The sequence below is a fragment of the Nocardia transvalensis NBRC 15921 genome (assembly GCF_000308875.1).
Lineage (GTDB): Bacteria > Actinomycetota > Actinomycetes > Mycobacteriales > Mycobacteriaceae > Nocardia > Nocardia transvalensis.
In genome coordinates this window covers 132,683-149,793 of sequence record NZ_BAGL01000033.1, presented here as the reverse complement: position 1 = coordinate 149,793, position 17,111 = coordinate 132,683, and the positions used below count along the sequence as shown (strand labels likewise).

23 protein-coding genes are annotated in these 17,111 nt (G+C 67.7%); 13 read left to right on the top strand and 10 right to left on the bottom strand.

Annotated elements, in window-relative coordinates; all coding sequences use genetic code 11:
- The 3 genes from ON41_RS11330 to ON41_RS11320 form a co-directional block, all read right to left on the bottom strand.
- Positions 1 to 615: RNA polymerase sigma factor (locus tag ON41_RS11330; protein ID WP_040747493.1), on the bottom strand; the 615-nt coding region annotated here is incomplete at its 3' end.
- Positions 615 to 1,010 carry a YciI family protein gene (locus tag ON41_RS11325; RefSeq protein ID WP_246462058.1) on the bottom strand — a complete coding sequence of 132 codons (396 nt, stop codon included), beginning with the start codon at positions 1,008 to 1,010 and terminating at the stop codon, positions 615 to 617. The genes ON41_RS11325 and ON41_RS11330, both read right to left, overlap by 1 nt.
- 101 nt (positions 1,011 to 1,111) lie before the next feature.
- Positions 1,112 to 2,419 (bottom strand): MFS transporter, encoded by a 1,308-nt coding sequence (locus tag ON41_RS11320; RefSeq protein ID WP_040747529.1) that lies wholly within the window; start codon positions 2,417 to 2,419, stop codon positions 1,112 to 1,114.
- A gap of 83 nt (positions 2,420 to 2,502) precedes the next feature.
- Here ON41_RS11320 and ON41_RS11315 point away from each other — a divergent pair, with 83 nt between their 5' ends.
- The 5 genes from ON41_RS11315 (at position 2,503) to ON41_RS11295 (ending at position 6,086) form a co-directional block, all read left to right on the top strand.
- On the top strand, positions 2,503 to 3,105 hold the full coding sequence (locus tag ON41_RS11315) for a TetR/AcrR family transcriptional regulator (protein WP_051161237.1): 603 nt from the start codon (positions 2,503 to 2,505) through the stop codon (positions 3,103 to 3,105).
- Entirely contained in the window at positions 3,102 to 3,461 is a 360-nt protein-coding gene (locus ON41_RS11310; protein ID WP_040747492.1) for a DoxX family protein, read from the top strand. The genes ON41_RS11315 and ON41_RS11310 overlap by 4 nt, the downstream gene beginning before the upstream one ends.
- 119 nt (positions 3,462 to 3,580) lie before the next feature.
- Positions 3,581 to 4,321, top strand: a complete 741-nt coding sequence (locus ON41_RS11305) for an SDR family oxidoreductase (protein WP_040747491.1) — start codon at positions 3,581 to 3,583, stop codon at positions 4,319 to 4,321.
- 135 nt (positions 4,322 to 4,456) lie between these two features.
- Complete coding sequence (locus tag ON41_RS11300) at positions 4,457 to 5,086, top strand: alpha/beta fold hydrolase (RefSeq protein ID WP_246829501.1); 630 nt, start codon at positions 4,457 to 4,459, stop codon at positions 5,084 to 5,086.
- Positions 5,087 to 5,141: 55 nt separating this feature from the next.
- A complete protein-coding gene (locus ON41_RS11295) occupies positions 5,142 to 6,086 on the top strand; it encodes an SDR family NAD(P)-dependent oxidoreductase (RefSeq protein WP_051161236.1) in 945 nt (314 codons plus the stop codon).
- Here ON41_RS11295 and ON41_RS11290 read toward each other — a convergent pair.
- Complete coding sequence (locus ON41_RS11290; RefSeq protein ID WP_051161235.1) at positions 6,072 to 7,037, bottom strand: SDR family oxidoreductase; 966 nt, start codon at positions 7,035 to 7,037, stop codon at positions 6,072 to 6,074. The genes ON41_RS11295 and ON41_RS11290 overlap by 15 nt on opposite strands.
- 123 nt (positions 7,038 to 7,160) lie before the next feature.
- Here ON41_RS11290 and ON41_RS11285 point away from each other — a divergent pair, with 123 nt between their 5' ends.
- Positions 7,161 to 7,724, top strand: coding sequence for a TetR family transcriptional regulator (locus ON41_RS11285; RefSeq protein WP_040747489.1), 564 nt, complete (start codon positions 7,161 to 7,163; stop codon positions 7,722 to 7,724).
- Positions 7,725 to 7,828: 104 nt separating this feature from the next.
- Here ON41_RS11285 and ON41_RS11280 read toward each other — a convergent pair whose 3' ends face one another.
- Positions 7,829 to 8,266: a DoxX family protein gene (locus ON41_RS11280; RefSeq protein ID WP_040747488.1), complete on the bottom strand. Its 438-nt coding sequence runs from the start codon at positions 8,264 to 8,266 to the stop codon at positions 7,829 to 7,831.
- A gap of 147 nt (positions 8,267 to 8,413) precedes the next feature.
- On the opposite strand from ON41_RS11280, the gene ON41_RS11275 reads away from it, so the two are divergent.
- The 5 genes from ON41_RS11275 (at position 8,414) to ON41_RS11255 (ending at position 12,682) form a co-directional block, all read left to right on the top strand.
- The gene (locus ON41_RS11275) at positions 8,414 to 9,508 is read left to right on the top strand and encodes a hypothetical protein (protein WP_157185429.1); all 1,095 of its coding nucleotides are present in this window, start codon (positions 8,414 to 8,416) and stop codon (positions 9,506 to 9,508) included.
- A gap of 191 nt (positions 9,509 to 9,699) precedes the next feature.
- Positions 9,700 to 10,509 (top strand): SAM-dependent methyltransferase, encoded by an 810-nt coding sequence (locus ON41_RS11270; protein ID WP_040747487.1) that lies wholly within the window; start codon positions 9,700 to 9,702, stop codon positions 10,507 to 10,509.
- 131 nt (positions 10,510 to 10,640) lie between these two features.
- Positions 10,641 to 11,093: an MTB12 C-terminal domain-containing protein gene (locus ON41_RS11265; RefSeq protein WP_246829500.1), complete on the top strand. Its 453-nt coding sequence runs from the start codon at positions 10,641 to 10,643 to the stop codon at positions 11,091 to 11,093.
- A gap of 15 nt (positions 11,094 to 11,108) precedes the next feature.
- Entirely contained in the window at positions 11,109 to 11,846 is a 738-nt protein-coding gene (locus tag ON41_RS11260) for an ABC transporter ATP-binding protein (protein ID WP_040747485.1), read from the top strand.
- A complete protein-coding gene (locus tag ON41_RS11255; RefSeq protein ID WP_040747484.1) occupies positions 11,843 to 12,682 on the top strand; it encodes a hypothetical protein in 840 nt (279 codons plus the stop codon). Before ON41_RS11260 ends, ON41_RS11255 begins: the two co-directional genes overlap by 4 nt.
- A 14-nt stretch (positions 12,683 to 12,696) precedes the next feature.
- Here ON41_RS11255 and ON41_RS11250 read toward each other — a convergent pair whose 3' ends face one another.
- The 4 genes from ON41_RS11250 to ON41_RS11240 all read right to left on the bottom strand — a co-directional run bounded on the left by ON41_RS11250 (position 12,697) and on the right by ON41_RS11240 (position 15,338).
- Entirely contained in the window at positions 12,697 to 14,007 is a 1,311-nt protein-coding gene (locus ON41_RS11250) for a cytochrome P450 (RefSeq protein ID WP_276325724.1), read from the bottom strand.
- 232 nt (positions 14,008 to 14,239) lie between these two features.
- Positions 14,240 to 14,644, bottom strand: coding sequence for a hypothetical protein (locus ON41_RS11245; protein ID WP_218003419.1), 405 nt, complete (start codon positions 14,642 to 14,644; stop codon positions 14,240 to 14,242).
- A gap of 17 nt (positions 14,645 to 14,661) precedes the next feature.
- Complete coding sequence (locus ON41_RS42645) at positions 14,662 to 14,835, bottom strand: hypothetical protein (RefSeq protein WP_218003418.1); 174 nt, start codon at positions 14,833 to 14,835, stop codon at positions 14,662 to 14,664.
- 74 nt (positions 14,836 to 14,909) lie between these two features.
- A complete protein-coding gene (locus ON41_RS11240) occupies positions 14,910 to 15,338 on the bottom strand; it encodes a MarR family winged helix-turn-helix transcriptional regulator (RefSeq protein WP_040747482.1) in 429 nt (142 codons plus the stop codon).
- A 90-nt stretch (positions 15,339 to 15,428) separates the two neighbouring features.
- Here ON41_RS11240 and ON41_RS11235 point away from each other — a divergent pair, with 90 nt between their 5' ends.
- A complete protein-coding gene (locus ON41_RS11235) occupies positions 15,429 to 16,154 on the top strand; it encodes a glucose 1-dehydrogenase (protein WP_040747481.1) in 726 nt (241 codons plus the stop codon).
- A gap of 13 nt (positions 16,155 to 16,167) precedes the next feature.
- Here the strand turns inward: ON41_RS11235 and ON41_RS11230 are convergent, their stop codons facing one another.
- A complete protein-coding gene (locus ON41_RS11230; protein ID WP_040747480.1) occupies positions 16,168 to 16,461 on the bottom strand; it encodes a MerR family DNA-binding protein in 294 nt (97 codons plus the stop codon).
- Positions 16,462 to 16,486: 25 nt separating this feature from the next.
- Here ON41_RS11230 and ON41_RS11225 point away from each other — a divergent pair, with 25 nt between their 5' ends.
- On the top strand, positions 16,487 to 17,092 hold the full coding sequence (locus ON41_RS11225; RefSeq protein WP_040747479.1) for a class I SAM-dependent methyltransferase: 606 nt from the start codon (positions 16,487 to 16,489) through the stop codon (positions 17,090 to 17,092).
- Positions 17,093 to 17,111: the final 19 nt, after the last annotated feature.

Genomic DNA, 17,111 nt, shown 5'->3' with positions numbered 1-17,111 from the left:
ATGCAGCTCCGGCCCCGAGGTCGCGGCATAGCCCTCGGTGAATACGAGATACAGCACATGCAGCACCGCCGCGAGCCGCTCGGCGCGCTCGGCCGCCGACGGCGCCGCGAACCGGATCCCGCTGCCCGCCACCGTCTTCTTGGCCCGGGTGATCCGCCGGGTCATCGTCGCCTCGGACACCAGGAACGCGCGCGCGATCTCGCCGGTGGTCAGGCCCCCGACCGCCCGCAGCGTCAACGCGATCTGCGACGGCGGCGACAGCGCCGGGTGACAGCACATGAACAGCAGGATCAGCGTGTCGTCGGAATCGCTCGGCGGCCGGTCCGCCGCCGGCGCGAGCCGCTCCCCGGGCAGCCGGTACTCGACCGCGTCCTCCCGGTCCCGGCGGGCCTGCTCGCTACGCAGCAGATCGGTCAGCCGTCGCGACCCGACGGTGATCAGCCAGCCCAGCGGCTTGTCGGGCACACCCTCCGCGGGCCAGCGGGTGGCGGCGGCCAGCAACGCCTCCTGCACCGCGTCCTCGGCGACGTCGAAATGGCCGTAGCGGCGCACCAGCGCGCCGAGGACCTGCGGCGCCAGCTCGCGCAGCAGATCCTCGAATGCGGTGCGGGCCATCAGATCTCGTCCACGGACTCCATGATCGGCCGGATGTCGGCGTAGGCCGAGGCAGCGGCCTCCGGCGGCACTGGGCAGTCCTGTAGCCGCGCGGCGATCTCGGTAGCCCGGTCGAAACTCTCGCATTCGATCACCCAGTACCCGGCCAGCACCTCCTGGGTCTCGGCGTAGGGGCCGTCGGTGACGAACGCGGAGCCGTCGCGGTTGCCGACGCGGCGGGTGTGCACCGGCGCGGCCAGCCCACGCGTCTCCACCAGCTCGCCGGACTCCTCCAACTGCCGGTTGAAGGCCGTCATGAACTCCGCCATCTTGGCGTAGTACTCCGGCGTCCACGGCGATTCGCCGTTCCCGGCCAGCCCGTCGTAGTCCCGCTGCGAGCCGTAGCTGAGAATCATGTACTTCACGACCACTCCCTTCGCGCGGCGCCCGGACGGCGCCGTTCATCGGATACGTCGGAGCCGCTTCCCAGTTTCGGACATCACGCGCGCGAATTCCCTCAATCGGCTACCCCGCGCCGTTGCCGCAGCGCCAGCGCGCCCGCCGCCGACCCGGCCATGCACACCCCGACGACCCACAACCCCGCCCGCTGCGTACCGGTCCAGTCCTTCAGCCAGCCCGTGATGTACGGCGCGGCGAACCCGCTGACATTGCCGATCGAGTTGATCAGCGCGATCCCGCCCGCGGCGGCGGTGCCGACCAGGAACGTGCTGGGCAGCGCCCAGAAGGTCGGCAGGGCGGCCATCACCCCAACCGCACAGACGGTCACCGCCGTCATGGCCGCGAGCGGATTGCCCAGATACAGCGCCACCGGAATGGCGAGCCCGCCAACCAGCGCGGGCAGCGCCACATGCCACCGCCGCTCCCCCGTCCGGTCGCCGTGCCGGCCCCACCACACCATCGCCACCGCGCCGATGACGTACGGGATCGCGGTGATGAGACCGCGCTGCACCACCGAATAGTGCGTCCCGTACTGCGCCTGGAATCCGGCCACGATGGTCGGCAGGAAGAATCCGAGGGCGTAGAGGCCGTAGGTGATCCCGCCGTAGATCAGCGCCAGGCCGAGGATGCGCGGATGGGTCAGCGCCTTGCGCACCGTCCAGTGCTCGGCCCGCTCCACCTCTTCTTTCTCGCGGGCGAGTTCGGTTGCCAGCCAGTCTCTTTCGGCGGGCGTGAGCCAGTTCGCCCGCTCCGGCCGGTCGGTGAGGTAGAACCAGGTCAGCACCGCCAGCAGCAGCGCCGGAATGCCCTCGACGAGGAACATGAACCGCCACCCGGCCAGCCCGAACAACCCGTCGCCGTACTGGATGACCAGGCTCGACAGCGTCGACCCCAGGGCCGTCGAGATCGGGACGGCGGTCATGAACAGCGCGACGACGCGGGCCCGGTACTGCTGCGGGAACCAGTAGGTCAGATACAGCAGGATGCCCGGGAAGAATCCGGCCTCCGCGACCCCGAGGGCGAATCGCAGGATGATCAGCACGGTCTCGTTGGGCACGAACGCCATCGCCGTCGCCACCACGCCCCAGCTGAGCAGGATCCGGGCCAGCCACCGCCGCGCCCCGAATTTGTGCAGCGCCAGGTTGCTCGGCACCTCCAGCACGAGGTAGCCCAGGAAGAAGATGCCCGACGCGAATCCGAAGACGGTCTCGGTCAGCCCGAGATCCTCCTTCATGCCGCTCGGCCCGGCGAAGCCGATATTCACCCGGTCCAGATAGTTCACGAAATACAGCAGTCCGAGGAACGGCACCAGGCGCAGGCCGACCTTGCGCACGGTGGTCCGGGAGACATCGGTGGCGTCGAACACCTCGGTACTGTCCGCGCCCGGTATGCCCGGAGTCAAGGGCTATTTCCGGAACCAGCGGTTCCATATGTGCTACATTCGGAACCATGAGTTCCGGAAGTGAGTCGCGACCCGGCCGCCCGCTGTCGGCCGAGACCGATCACGCCGTCCGGGAGGCGACCCTCGCCCTGCTCGCGGAGGTCGGTTACGCCGGGCTGCGGGTGCAGGACGTCGCGACCCGCGCGGGGGTCGGCAAGGCGGCCCTCTACCGGCGATGGCCGTCGAAGGCAGCTCTCGCCCTGCACCACCTGATCGGCGACCTCCGCCCTCGCGAATACCGCGACACCGGCAGCCTGCGCGGCGACCTGCGTTCCGTGGCAACCGATTTCGTCACTCGCATGGCCCACCCCCGGGTCCGCGCGGTACTGCCCGAGATCATGGTGGACCTCCTGCGCGACCGCGCGCTCCAGGACGTTTTCGAACAGGTCTGCCTGCTCCCCGAACAGGACCTCATCCGCCGGGTCATCGAACGCGCGCTCGCCCGCGGCGACCTCACCAAAGCCCCCGACTTGCGGTGGGCCCACGCACAATTCGCCGGCCCGGTGTTCCTGTGGCTACACCTGCTCGGCGGCGACGACGATCCGGCCCTCATCGACCGTCTCACCAATTCCGTAGCCGCCGCCTGGCTACACCCGGAGGAGAACATATGAACACCTGGCTGTGGGCAGGACAGATAGTCCTCGCCGCGTCTTTCGTCCTCGCAGGAATCGCGAAAGTCGCTGTCCCCAAAGACAACCTACGCAACCCGATGCCCTGGGTCGACGACCTCTCCCAACGCCAGGTCACCGCCATCGGCGCACTAGAAATCCTCGGCGGCGCCAGCGTAATCCTCCCCTGGGCAACCAACATAGCCCCCATCCTCACCCCTCTTGCCGCAGTAGGCCTGGCCCTAGTCATGATCGGCGGCTTCACCACCCACATCCGCCGCAACGAATACACCCGCTCCCTCTCCAACATCGCCTTCTTCGCCATCGCCGTCCTGGTAGCCATCGGCCGCTTCAGCTGAGCGGCAGGTAGTTTCCCTTTTCGGTCGCCACGGCTTGCTTGGAGTGCGCTCCAGATCCCTAGTGTCCAAGGTGTGCGGGCGAATTCGAGAGGGCGCCCGATGGCGTCGGAGAGGGAACGATGAGCGGACTGGTCGGGAAGGTTGTCGCTGTTACCGGGGCGAGTAGTGGGATCGGGGCGGCGACGGCGGTGGAGTTGGCGGGCAAGGGGGCGGCGGTGGTGCTGGGGGCGCGGCGGACGGATCGGCTCGAGGCGGTGGTGGCGCGGATTCGGGGGGAGGGTGGGCGGGCGGTGATGGTGGAGGTCGATGTCACCGCGCGCGCCGATCTGGAGAAGCTGGTGGGTGTGGCGGTGGATCGGTTCGGGCGGCTCGATGTCCTGGTGGGCAATGCCGGTGTCACTCGCATCGGGCCGGTGGCGGACCTCGACGTCGACGGCTGGGACGCGATGATCGATGTCAACCTGCGCGGGGTCCTGCACGGTATCGCGGCCGCGCTGCCGGTGTTCCGTAGCCAGGGGCGCGGGCATTTCGTCACCACCGTCTCGACGTCGGGGCTGAAAATCGTTCCGACGCAAGCGGTGTACGCGAGCACCAAGAACGCCGTGCGCACGCTGCTGGAGGCCCTGCGCCAGGAGTCCACCGACGGCACGCTGCGGACGACCTCGATCTCACCGGGGTACGTCCGCACCGAACTGGTGGACCACCTCGACGACCCCGAGCAGCGCGAGCAGGCCCGTCAGGCCATGGCGACACTCGGCATCGCCCCGGAAGCCGTGGCCCGCGCCATCGCCTTCGCCATCGAACAGGCCGACGACGTCGAGATCGGCGACATCACCATCCGCCCGACCAGACAGGGCTGAGTGACACCGTAATCGGTTGTCCGGCACCATCTCCGGTGACGGCTGAACGACGGGAGGGACACGATGCGGTCGATACGGGTAGCAGCCGGAGATGACGTCTCGCTCCATGTCGGTGTCACAGGAGCGGGCCCGGATGTGGTGGTGCTGTCCGGCGGGCCCGGATGCGTCCAGTACCTGGAAGACGACCGATTGGCGCCGGGCGGGATGCGAGCGTGGTTTCCGGAACCTCGTGGCGTCGGGCGCTCCGGCGGCGGACCGCACGATATGGCCCGGGCCGTCGCCGATATCGAGGCGGTGCGCGAGGCCGCGGGAATCGACCGCTGGGTCGTGCTCGGTCATTCCTGGGGCTCGGACCTGGCGGTGCGATACGCGCTGGATCACCCCGGCCGGGTCGCGAGCGTGGTCGGGATCGCCGGGCACGGATTACACAACGACCGCACCTGGTCCCAGGCCTACGAGTCCGGCAGGCACCGGGAGTTCGATATCGAAATCCCTTGGGAGCCAACGGTCCACGCCGCGCTCCTCGCATCGTTCCGGGAGTGGATCCACGAACCCGCCCTGCTCCGCCGCCTGGCCGACACCCCCGTCCCCATGACCTTCGCCGCACCGCAGCACGACATTCGCCCGTCATGGCCTCTCCGGCAACTGGCCGCCCTGGTCCCGCACGGCAGGTTCGAGGAGGTGCCCGGAACCGATCACAATCTGTGGTCGACCGATCCGAGCGCGTGGACCACCGTCGTCACCGGGCGGTGCCACCCGGCATGATGCGCGACAGCGCGGCGTGAGGGCAGTGCAAGAACCTCGGGCGACCATCGATGACATGACATGGCACAGCGACCATCGGGCCGAGGGGAAGACGTTTCTGGTCACCGGAGCCAATGCGGGCATCGGGTACTTCGTCGCCGAGCAACTCGCGGCCACCGGCGCCACCGTGGTGCTCGGCTGCCGCGACACCGCCAAGGCCGACCTCGCGATACAGACGATCCGGACGCGTGTTCCGGAGGCTCGGCTGCGGCGGGTCGGCCTGGATCTGGCGGACCTGCCCTCGCTCCCCGCGACAGTGGACGCCCTGGGTGTCGACACCCTGGACGCCGTCGTCCTCAACGCGGGAATCCTCCTGTCCGGCCCCGAACGCCGGCTCGATGCCCAGGGCCACGAATTGATGTTCGCGACAAACCATCTCGGGCACTTCGCGCTCGTCGCCCAGCTGGCGCCGATGCTGTCGGCCGCCGCGAACAGCCGCGTGATCACCGTGGGCAGCTACGCCGCCCGATCGGAGCGCCTGGATCTCGCCGACCCGCACTCCGAGCACGACTACCGCCCCAAACGCACCTACGCCCGATCGAAGCTCGCCCAGATGCTCTTCGGCTTCGAACTCGACCGCCGCCTCCGCGCCGCCGGCTCCGGCACCGCCGGCATCGTCACCCATCCCGGCGGCGCCCTGGACTCCCTGACCCCGTCTCGCCCACCCCTGTTCGCCCGCACCACCGCCCAACACTTCCGCGGTCTCCCCGCATGCCTGGCTCTACACGGCAAAGACGCCGCCGCCACGACCATCACCCGAGCCGTCCTCGACCCCGAAATCTACGGCGGACAGCTCTGGGGCCCAAGGGTTTTCGGCCTCCGCGGCCGGCCCCACCAGGAAACACCCCACCCGCATATGACCGACCCCGACGTCGCCGCCCGGCTGTGGTCCGTCAGCACAGACCTCACCGGCACCGACCCGAACTTCCCGAACGCAAGAAACCGGTCACGCCTCCGATGAGATGTGGTCATCGTGCGGCAACCAGATCTCCTCGGCGCGGAGGCTGGCCTGTGGGGTGAAGTAGTCGCCGGTTCGCAGGTCTTCGAGCAACGTCGCGTGTTTCGGCGCCCAACCCAGGAGCGCTCGGGTGTGCTCGCTGGAGACCGGCACGTCGAGGGAGAAGAAGCGGGCCAGGAACGGGTTCCCGAGATGCACGGCGGCCTGTTCCGAGGTCATCGACACGACGGGGATGCCGAGCATCAGCGCGATCCGCTCGGCGATGCTCTTGATCGTGACGGCACTCTCGCCGACGCCGTGCAGCACGCTCCCGGCGGGAGCCCGCTCCAACGCCAGCCGGAACAGGACCGCGGCGTCGGCGCGGTGGACGGCCGGCCAGCGATTGGCGCCGTCATCGATGTAAGCCGAGACGCCGGCCCTGCGTGCGGCCGCGATGAGAGCCGGGACGAATCCGTAGTCGCCGGGTCCGTGCACGGTCGGTGCGAGTCGCACGACGCTGGATCGGACACCCAGATCGGCGAAACCCAGACAGGCTTGCTCGCCCGGGATACGAAAGGCGGCAACGGAATCGAGGTCCGGCGCGTCCTTCTCGGTGCTGATCCGGCCGGCCCGCGCCACCAGCGTGCCCGACGTGCTGACGAACGGCTTCCCGGTCCCCGCCAACGCATGCCCCAGCGCCTCGATCGCGGCGCGGTCGCGGCGAACGAGGTCGTCCGGATCGGCGTAGTCGCCGCCGTAGGCCATGTGCAAAACACCGTCGGCGGCTCGCGCACCGCTGCGCAGACTGTCGAAGTCCTCGAGACAGCCACGGTGGGGTGTTGCGCCCAGCGACTCCAGCCGGGCGGCGGCGGTATCCGAACGGGCCAGCCCGCTGACGCTGTGACCGGCTTCGATGAGTTCGGCGACAACAGCGGGGCCGGTCTGACCGGAACCTCCGGTGACGAAGACACGCATGGGATCTCCTCTTCGAACGCCATGAACTGGCACTACTTAGCGCCAGTCACTGACTCTACCTGTAGCGCCAGTTACTGGCGCAACGTGACGCCAGTCACTGACACAACGCGGTAGGCTCGGAGGGTGCCACGAAGCGGAGCAGAAGCGCGCCGCCGCCTGCAACAGGCGGCCTTGGAGTTGTATCGGGAACGAGGATTCGACCAGACCACGACGGCGGAAATCGCCGCCCGCGCGGGGGTCAACGAACGCACCTTCTTCCGTCACTTCCCGGACAAACGCGAAGTGCTCTTCGACGGCGAAGCCGACCTCCGCGACGCCCTGACACGGGCCGTCGCCGAGGCACCCGAGGGACTCGAGCCGTTCGAGGTCCTGCTACGCGCCTTCCGGACATCCGCCCGGAATCTGGAGAACCACCGCCCCTCCTCCGACCCGCGGTGGACAGTCATCGCGACGACCCCGGCCCTGCGCGAACGCGAATTGGCCAAACACGCCCGGCTCACCGACAGCGTGACGGAGGCGTTGCGGCAACGCGGAGTCGATGACGACCTGGCCGGCCTCGCCGCCCGGACGGGCTGGGCCGCCTACCAGCACGCGGTCCAACGCTGGCTCGACAACCCCGCACACGGTCTGGACACGCATCTCTCCCGAGCCTTCGACGATCTACGCACTCTCTCCACACGACGGTGAACCGGCTTCCGGATCGATCGCCGCCAACCCACGGCCGATCGATCCGGAAACGCACGATCGGCGACCGGTGGGGCCACCGATCGCCGGGCGTGCTTGTGAAAGTGTCACCGCGAGAGCGAGTTTCGCAGGTCGGTGAGGGTGGCGCGGCGCTCGTAGGCGATCCAGGCGAAGATCGCGGCGAGTGCCAGGGGGAAGATCGCCATGGCGGGCTGGCCGGCGATGAACGCCTGGGTCCCGGCGGCGAGGACGGTGACGATGCACAGGCCCGCGGCGGCCAGGGCGCTGAGCCGGGGCACCATCAGGCCGATACCGCCCGCGACCTCCGCGACCCCGATGAAGATCAGCAAGGCGAACGGGATGGTCAGATTCTCGGGGGCGTTCTCCGCCAAGGTGTTCGGCATCACGAGCTTCGGCCCGCCGGAGGCGATGACGAAGAACAGGCCGAGCACGATCTGCAGGGTCCACAGCACGCGGTTGCGGATCTTGCCGGGACGGTAGGTGACGTCGCTGGAGAAGGTGGCGGAGGGGTTGGCGGTGGTCATTTCTGGTCCTTCTGGTCGGTCGCGCCGGGTTGGTAGCGCGTTCACCGGATAGGACGGAGCACCCTCCGAGAAGTCATCGCTGTCCGCGAAAGTTTTTCGCCCATATGTGACACTGTCGCTGTGCAGCCTAAACGCAGGGTTCACTTCGTGGGCAGCTTGCCCGCACAGTTGGACAGTCCGGAGAAGGCCATGGCGTTCGCCGTCGACACAGCAGGGGAAGCCCTGGACGGCATGGTTCCGGGCGGTGAAGCGGACCCGTATCGCGCCCAGTGGTACGTCAGACCGATCATGGACCGGCTCGGCGAGGTCCCGGCGCTGGCGCCCGTGCGCCGCGGTGATTGGTCGACGCTGCGTTCCCGCGACACCTTCCGGCTTCGACCGGGCCGATCGCTGGGCGAAGCAGATATCGATGCCGCGCTCGGCTATGCCGAGGAGGCCCGGCGTGCCATGGCGGCATTGGCCGACCTGCGCCGAACCGATCCCGGACTGCGTTTGCAGGTAGGCATACCGACGCCGTTCGTCATCGGTTTCATCGCCTTCGAGGCGCGGATGCTCCGGTGGCGTCGAGGCTCGGCCGGCCGCGGTGACCGCGGCTTCCCCTATTACCGCCCGATCCTCGACGCCACCGTCAGGGAGATCGTCCGTATCCGAGAGGCGTTGGGGGACAACGTCGTATTCCAACTGGAACTGCCGGCGGAGACGCTCCTCTGCGCGGGGCTGCCCGCGGGCCTGCGGCAGGGCCCTGCCACCGCGGCGGGCCGAGCGATCGCACGCCTCGTCGCACGCACGCCCCACGATTCCCGCTTCGGTGTGCATCTGTGCTACGGGAGCCTCGACGACAAGCCCGCCGTGGCGCCGAGATCGGCGGCCCCGGTAGTCGCGCTGGCCAACGCGATCGCACGATACTGGCCCGCGGGGCGACATCTCGAGTTCGTCCACTTCCCCATCGGCGACGGCAAACAGGCGCCGGTCCGGCCGCGGTACTACGAGCCCCTCGCACACCTCGAATTGCCTTCCGCTACGCGTGTTGTCGCCGGGCTCGCGCATCCGACGCAGCCGCTCCCGCAAGCGCGGCAGGGGCTGGCGGCGGCGGAGGCGGCCTACGGCGGCCTGCTGGACGTCGCGGCGCCGTGCGGTCTGGGCCGCTATAAGACCGTCGACCGGGCGCAGTCGGCGGTAGCGCACGCGGTCGCCTTGACTGAAACAGACACGAGCCAGACCAGCGCCGGCAGTGCGGAGTAAAGCGTCGGCGAACCTGTCGCGGAATTAGTGGATCATGTTGTGGCGGAGCATGGTTCGCCGATGGCTCGAGTAGGGGTGGTTCGGCCGGGCGGAGCAGCGCCTTCCTCGGACCACGCATAATCCACCACATCCGGGCGACAGATCTCCGCAGGAGCATCCGGCCGAGGCGCTGATCGGCTACGGTTACGCCTGTGGTCGAAGGAATCGAGGATCCTGCGCTGGAGAACGAACGAACGCCGCGCCCGTTCGACGGTCAGCTGAACTCCGCCCGAGTGTACGACTATCTGCTGGGCGGAAAGGACAACCTCGAGATCGACCGGGGTATGGCGCACGAAATGCTGTCGCGCGCACCGGAACTCAAGACGCTGGTCTGGTTCGCCCGGGGTTTCCTGCGCAAATCCATCGAGCTGGCCGCGGATGCCGGTGTCCGTCAGTTCATCGATCTCGGCTCGGGCATCCCGATTTCGCCCAACGTGCACGAGGTGGCCCGGGAGATCGAGCCGTCGGCGCGGGTGGTGTACGTCGACTACGACCCGGTCGTAGTCGCCCATTGCGAGGCGCTGCTGACCAAACCATCCGGTGTCGCGGCAATGCTGGGCGACATCCGCCGCCCGCAGGACATCATCGATCAGCTGAGCGACCGCGCCCTGATCGACTTCGACGAGCCGGTGGCGATCTCGCTCATCGGTGTGCTGCATTACGTGATGGACCACGAACACCCCGCCGAGGTCGTCGCCGCCTTCCGCGACCGGCTGGCACCGGGCAGTTACCTGGCGATCAGTCACGGCTCCAGTGATTCCGATCCGGAGATACTCCGGGTACTCACCGGCACCGACAACAGTTCGGCCCAGGTCGATTTTCGGTCCGCCGCACAGATCGAGAAGTTCCTCGCCGGCTTCGAGCTGCTCGAACCCGGTGTGGTGCCGGTGCAGGAGTGGCTGCGCCCCGACTTACCCGAGACTCGCATGGTCATGCTCGGTGCCATCGGCCGCAAACCCTGAGTTTCCGGCGCGACAGGAGTAGCCTCGAATACGCCAATTCGTTGGCCGCCTCCACATTCGAGCGTGCATCAGATGTTGTCCCAGTCGATCAGAGGATGAAAATGAAGTCCCTCAAAATTGTCGCTGGCGTCGTGTCGACGATCGCAACAGTCGCCGCGGTCACGACCGGCGTCTCGAGTGTCAATGCCCCTGCGGCCTCCGCCGGTCCCGGCGAGTTCCTCATCACCCGGGAGGTCCCCACCCTGGAGGACCTCGACGATCAGGTGGCGTTCCTGATCGAAACACCCGCCTCCGACGAGGCCAAGGCCGCCAACATGGAAGGCGGCATGCGGGCGGTCGTGGTCGCGCGCACCCTCTACAACCTCGGCCTGTTCCGAGCACCGGTCGGGTCTAACGACATCACCGGCCCCGAAACCCACGAGGGCAACGTGCACACCGCGATGCTGCGCAGCAAGTCGGCGGGACGGCCGGATCTGGTTGCGCGCGTGGTCTGGAAGCGGATCGACGGTGTCTGGAAGCTGTCCAACAGCTCGGTGTGCGAGGGCGTCAAGGCCGTGGGGCTCGCGATGGCCTGTGACTTCTGACCGGCACCGAACGCCGTGATCGACATCCGTGACCTCACCCTGAGCTACCCGGGCGTGACCGTCCTCGACGTCCCCGAACTGACGGTGGCCGACGGGGCACTCACGTACCTGATCGGACTCAACGGCACCGGCAAAACCACGCTGCTGCGGTGTATCTGCGGCATCATCGCGCCTGCCGTCGGCACCGTCCGGGTCGACGACACCCTCGTCCGGGCTCATCACACCACACCGGCAACTCTCGGAATGCATCTCAACTACCGAGCTTTCGACCCACGGCACACCGCACGCCGGCACCTACGCTGGATCGCCCGCGCCCGTGGACTTTCCACGGGCCGGGTCGGCGAAGTTCTCGAGATCGTCGACCTCGCCCGGGTCGCCGATCGCCGGCTGGGGCACTATTCGCTCGGCATGCTCCAGCGTGTCGGCATCGCCGCCGCGTTGCTCTCCGAGCCTCGGACCCTGCTCCTCGACGAACCCCTCAACGGTCTCGACATCGCGGGCATCCGCTGGATACGCGGACTGCTGCGCCGCCTCGCCGACGCCGGGACCTGTGTCCTGGTCGCCACGCACCTGCTCGACGAGGTCGAACGCAACGCCGACCACATCGTCATCCTGGGAAGCGGGCGCATTCTGGCCGACCAGCCGTTCACCCATCTCATGGACACCCTGGGCCCCGGCGAGACCAGCCTCGAGGACGCCTACCTGCGAATCGCCGGCCTGCCTGCCGAGGTCGCGTCCGGCGTGGCCTCATGAACAACCCCGGTCCGGCCACCCTGATCCGCCGCGGCATCGCCGCCGAATGGACCCGCACCACCGGGCGCAGCTTCCTGTGGACCGCCGCGGTCCCCCTCACCTTCGCGCTGCCGCTGGCCATCACCTTCGGAATCGCCGCTGTCGCAGAACGACTCGCGACTCTCCCCGGACAGAGTTACCTGGCCGCGGTCTCCACCACGAATTCCGTGTACTGGGTGATCACCTTGTCCGTGTCGGTCATGATGGTCACCGCCGCCTACGCCCACGCCACCCAATGGCGCGGTCAGGCAAGCGATCTCCATGCCTTCCTGTTTCCCCGGTCCTGGACGGTCGGGGTGGCCCGGTGGATCTACTACGGCGCCATTTCGGCGATCTCTACCGTTGTTCTGCTCGTCGTCGTGATGGTCACGCTGCCCCACCTGTTCCCGCAAATCTATGGGGCCGTGGACATTACGGACTCCGCCGGCATCCGGTTCCTCTGGACCGTTCCAAGCTACGCGTTCGCCGCATGCGGCGTGGGCGTCGCGGTCGGGTCACTGATTCGCACTCCGTCCGCCGCCGTCGCCGTGCTGCTGTTCTGGGTCTATGTGGCCGAGAACTCCATCAACCTGCTCCCCCACGGGTACACCCTGCAGGCCTATGCCCCGTTCCTCAACGCCGTCGCCGCGACCGGCCAGCAGGTCGCCTTCGTCCCTCGCTTCGGCCGCAACGGATCTCTGCTCTACTTCGTCGCCGTCGCCGTCGCCGTCTTCGTCGTCACAGCGGTCCTGCCCACCCTCATTCGCCGGATATCCGGATATCGCAGAGCGACGCTCACCGAATCAGGCGCTGCCTGAGCCGAGTCGAGCGATTACGCGGAGACCGGACGAACCTCGAGCGGAAGCTTTCCCATCCCCGGGATCGGACCCATGGCTCGCGGGAGCTTCTTGGTTACGACCGGCTGGAACTCCCACTTCGACAGCAAACTGTGCAGCGTCGTCTGCAGTGCCATCCAGGCGTAATTGTTGCCGATACACATCTGATTGCCCATGCTGAACGGGACGAAGCTCCGGCATTTCGACCCCGAGCCGGTCGACCATCGATCCGGGTCGAACGTGTTCGGGTCGGCGAAAATGTTCGGGTTACGGTGAACAGCGGCAATGCTGTAGCCGATATCGGTTCCGGCGGGAAAGGTGAAACCTCCGAGTTCGACCGTGGCGACGGTGCGTCTCGTCTGCAGGAGCGGCGAATGGATTCGCGTGACCTCGTTCAGGAACCGGTTCAGGTAGTCGAGCTGGTCGAGGCTTCGGGGGCCGAGTTCTCCCGCGGCGGAGATCTCCTGCCGCAGTTGCGAAGCCACCTCGGGGCGCTGGGACAGCTCGTACAGAGTCCAGGTCAGCATGGCGGTCGAGGCGTCGATCCCGCCGAAGAGAACGGTCACGGCCTGCTCTGCCAGGAACTTGTCACTACGGGGTTCGTCGTCCGAGGGATTCAGCAGGATGTCGAGCAGGTCGTTGTGGCGCTCACCGCTGGCCCGCCGCGCGACGAGCAGTTCCTGGCAGTATTCCCGCAGTCGGGTTCCGGCCGACAGGAATTTGCGGTTCACCGGCAACGGCAGGCTCGCCAACCGCTTCGGTAGGACACTGCCCACTATGGCGCCCGCGCCTATGTCCTCGATCAGACTCGAGATGAATTGCAGTTCCCCGGTATCCGGTTCGTGCGAGAACATGGACCCCAGCAGATTGGCGATCACCAACCCCAACAGCGCGGAACGCGCCTCGACGGTCTGGCCCGGCCGCCACGAACTCGCCAACGCGTCCGCGTTTCGCTTGACGGTGTGCGCGTAGCTTTCCAACTCCGTCCGATGGAACGCCGGTTGCAGCAGACGACGAAGATCCCTGTGCTTCTGACCATCCGTGACGATCAGCGATTCCTCGAATATGAGACGGATGCGGTCGAAGAGGAGCCCTCGCTCGTAGGAGTCGGAGTTCTCCACCAGCACCCTGTGGAGTAGTTCGAAATCGGTGATGACATAGACGACGCGAGAGCCGATATCGACACGCGCGATCTTCCCGACGTCGGCCAGATCCACCATGAACTGGACCGGATCACGCCACAGTCGCCACCCGTGCCCGACGACAGGCACACGCCCGGGCCCGCACGGGACATCACGGAGATCCACTGTATCTCGCCCCTCTTTCAGCAGGTCCAAGGTCAAGTCCCTCGAAGGATCCGACCACTGTCGCTGACGCCGTTATCGATCCATACGCTACCTTAGCCCGGATGTTGCGCAACGGCCGGGCGACAAGTGAAAACGCCTGCCCCGCAGGCATGATGACACACGCTGACAGTTCCTGGCAGTCCCGGAACCCGCCTAGTCCAGCAAACCTGACTGTCGCCGTCAGACAGTAGACCTACCCGTGGACTGATTCGGCGATGAACACGAACTCGCGTCCAGGACGGTCGGAAGCGTCCCTGATGCCCCTCACCCGATAGCCGTGGGATGTCAGGTCGGCTTCGATCTCCGCCCGCCCACGGAATCGGAGGGTCGAGTCCGAAACGAGGACAGCCCCATCCGCAGCGAATGTGTATGTGTGCCGGAACGATACGAACGGAAGGTCCACCGCCGTGACCTCCAATCGCCGCGCCACCCGCCCAACGCCCGGAATCTCACGGACCACCGGGCCCGGGTCGGCGGCCCAGTCCTCCCATGCACGACGCTCCGGACGTCTGGTCTCGAAAACGAGATGACCGCCGCGTCCCAGGGCGGCATGGATGCTGTCCAATGTTTCCGCCCAGTCGTTGTCGTCGAGGAACACCTGTGCCACATTCCCGGTCATGACCGCGAGATCGGCACTGCGAGACTTCCTGTCCCGCAACCGATATCGATCACTACCCCGGCATCCAGCTCGTCGGCGAGGTCGAGGTACAGGGTCAAATCCTTGCGCTCGCCTTCGAACTCGTCGTAGATCGGCGCGAGGCGGGAGTGGGCGAAGATCGCATCCGGCATCGATAGACCGTAGCTATGTGAGTGCCATACGTACCAACGGTTTTCATCGGCAAGCGCGCCGGCTGCGGGGTGGTTCAGGTGGTGGGGCGGGTGTCGGAGAGGGCCGTTGCCGACGCTTGGAGGAGGGTGATCAGGCGGGTTCGGTCGGCGGGGGGCAGGCGGGTGTGCAGTTCGCGTTCGAGGGCGGTTCGGATGTCGGCGCGCATTGCCCGGCCCTGGTCGGTGAGGACGACGCGAGTTACGCGGCGGTCCGCGGGGTCCGTCTGCCTGGCCAGGAATCCGCGGCGTTCCAGCCGGTCGACCAGACCGGTGACGTTGGTCTTGTCGCACCCCAGCGCGGTCGCCAGCTCGCCGAACGACGGTGGGTCGCCACGCAACTGGCACAGCAGCTCGGTCTGCTGCATGGTCAGCTCGAAGCGGCGGGCTATCAGGTGATAGAGCGCGTTCACCTCGCGATTCAGCCTTCCGAAGGCTGCCGCCAGCCCTGTGTCCTCGGTCGCCATGAGACAAGTCTAGATAACCGACTGTTGACAGCCTCCACCAATTAGTCGAGCATCTCTACTATCTAGATCATGAACTAATAGGAGGATGTCATGCCGGTCGCCATCGTCACCGGAGGATCTCGCGGGATCGGGCGGGCCATCGCGGAGCGACTGGGCGCGGGCGGCGCCACGGTCGTCGTGAACTACCACTCGAACCGATCGGCGGCCGAGGAGGTGGTCGCCTCGATCGAAGGATCCGGTGGCCGAGGCGTCGCCGTGCGGGCCGATGTCGCCGATCCGGCACAGCTGCGCGGCCTGTTCGACGATGCCGAGGAACGCTTCGGCGGAGTGGACACCCTCGTGAACAACGTCGGCACGGCCAGATTCGCCCCGCTCGCCGAGGCCACCGACGAGGATTACGAGCGGATGTTCTCGGTCAACACCAGAGCCACCTTCGTCGCGTTGCGTGAGGCCGCGAACCGGGTACGGGACAACGGCCGGATCGTCGTCGTCTCCTCCGGGGTGACAGCGACGCACCGCGCGGGAACCGGCCTGTACGCCGCCAGCAAAGCGGCCGGTGAGGAGATGGTCCGGGTACTGGCCAGGGAGCTCGGTCCGCGCGGGATCACCGTCAACACCGTATTGCCCGGAGCGACCCGGACCGAAGCACTGGCCGGGATACGGAGCCAGGAAGAACTCGAGCAGGTTGCCGCGTCCACGCCCCTCGGCCGCCTCGGCGAACCCGACGATATCGCCCGCGTCGTCGCCTTCCTGGCCTCCGACGAGGCCCGCTGGGTCACCGGTGAAACCGTCCGCGCGGGCGGCGGATTGTTCTGACGCGAGGTCGCCGCTACCGGTCTTCGGCAACCGGAGCGCCCGCGATGAGCTGATCGAGACCGGCGATCATCGTCGGACACTCGTCGGCGGGGTGGTCGCTGGGGCAGTTACGCGCGTGGGCCAGGAAGGTTTGAGCGGCCCGGGCGCGGGCTATGACCTGCTCCAGCTCGTCGATCTGCCGGTCGAGACGCTCGCGCCAGCGGGGGCCGGGTTCATCGAGGACCACGGCGGCGGTGTCCAATGGGATACCCAGGCTCTGGGCGAGTTTGACGAAAGCCAGCCTGCGCAGCTGACCCGAGTCGTACATCCACCACGGTCAGGAAGGACGTTCGATGGATACTCCCCCGGTCAATCATCACGCCGGCCACCCCGGGTTCGCGGGGCCGATCGGAACGGCGATGGGGCTGTACATGTTCCTGGCCGGCCGGCAGCGCGCCCGGATGGTGGCCGATCTGGCGTCGGTGACATCGGCCGACACCGTCGTCGATATCGGCTGTGGCCCGGGTGGCGGGGTCGCGGCGGCGGCGCGTCACGGTGCACGCGTCACCGGCGTCGACCCGTCGACGGCGATGTTGCGGCTGGCCCGAATCCTGGTGCGCGGGAACGGGATCGGCTGGACGCAGGGAGTCGCCGAGCGCCTTCCGCTGGAGGACGGCGCCGCCACGGTGGCGTGGGCGGTCGCCACGGTTCACCATTGGCCGGACGTGACGGGCGGGCTTGCCGAGATTCATCGCGTCCTCGCGCCCGGGGGCCGATTCCTGGCGATGGAACGGGACGTGGCCGCCGACGCCAAGGGGCTGGCCAGCCACGGCTGGACCGAGACCCAGGCCCGGTCCTTCGCCGATCACTGCCGCGCCGCCGACCTCACCGACCCGCGCGTCGAGGGCCATGTGCTCGGCCGGCGCATGTTCTGGACGGTCAGTGCGATCCGGCCGTGAACAGGGTGGCCCGTAAATG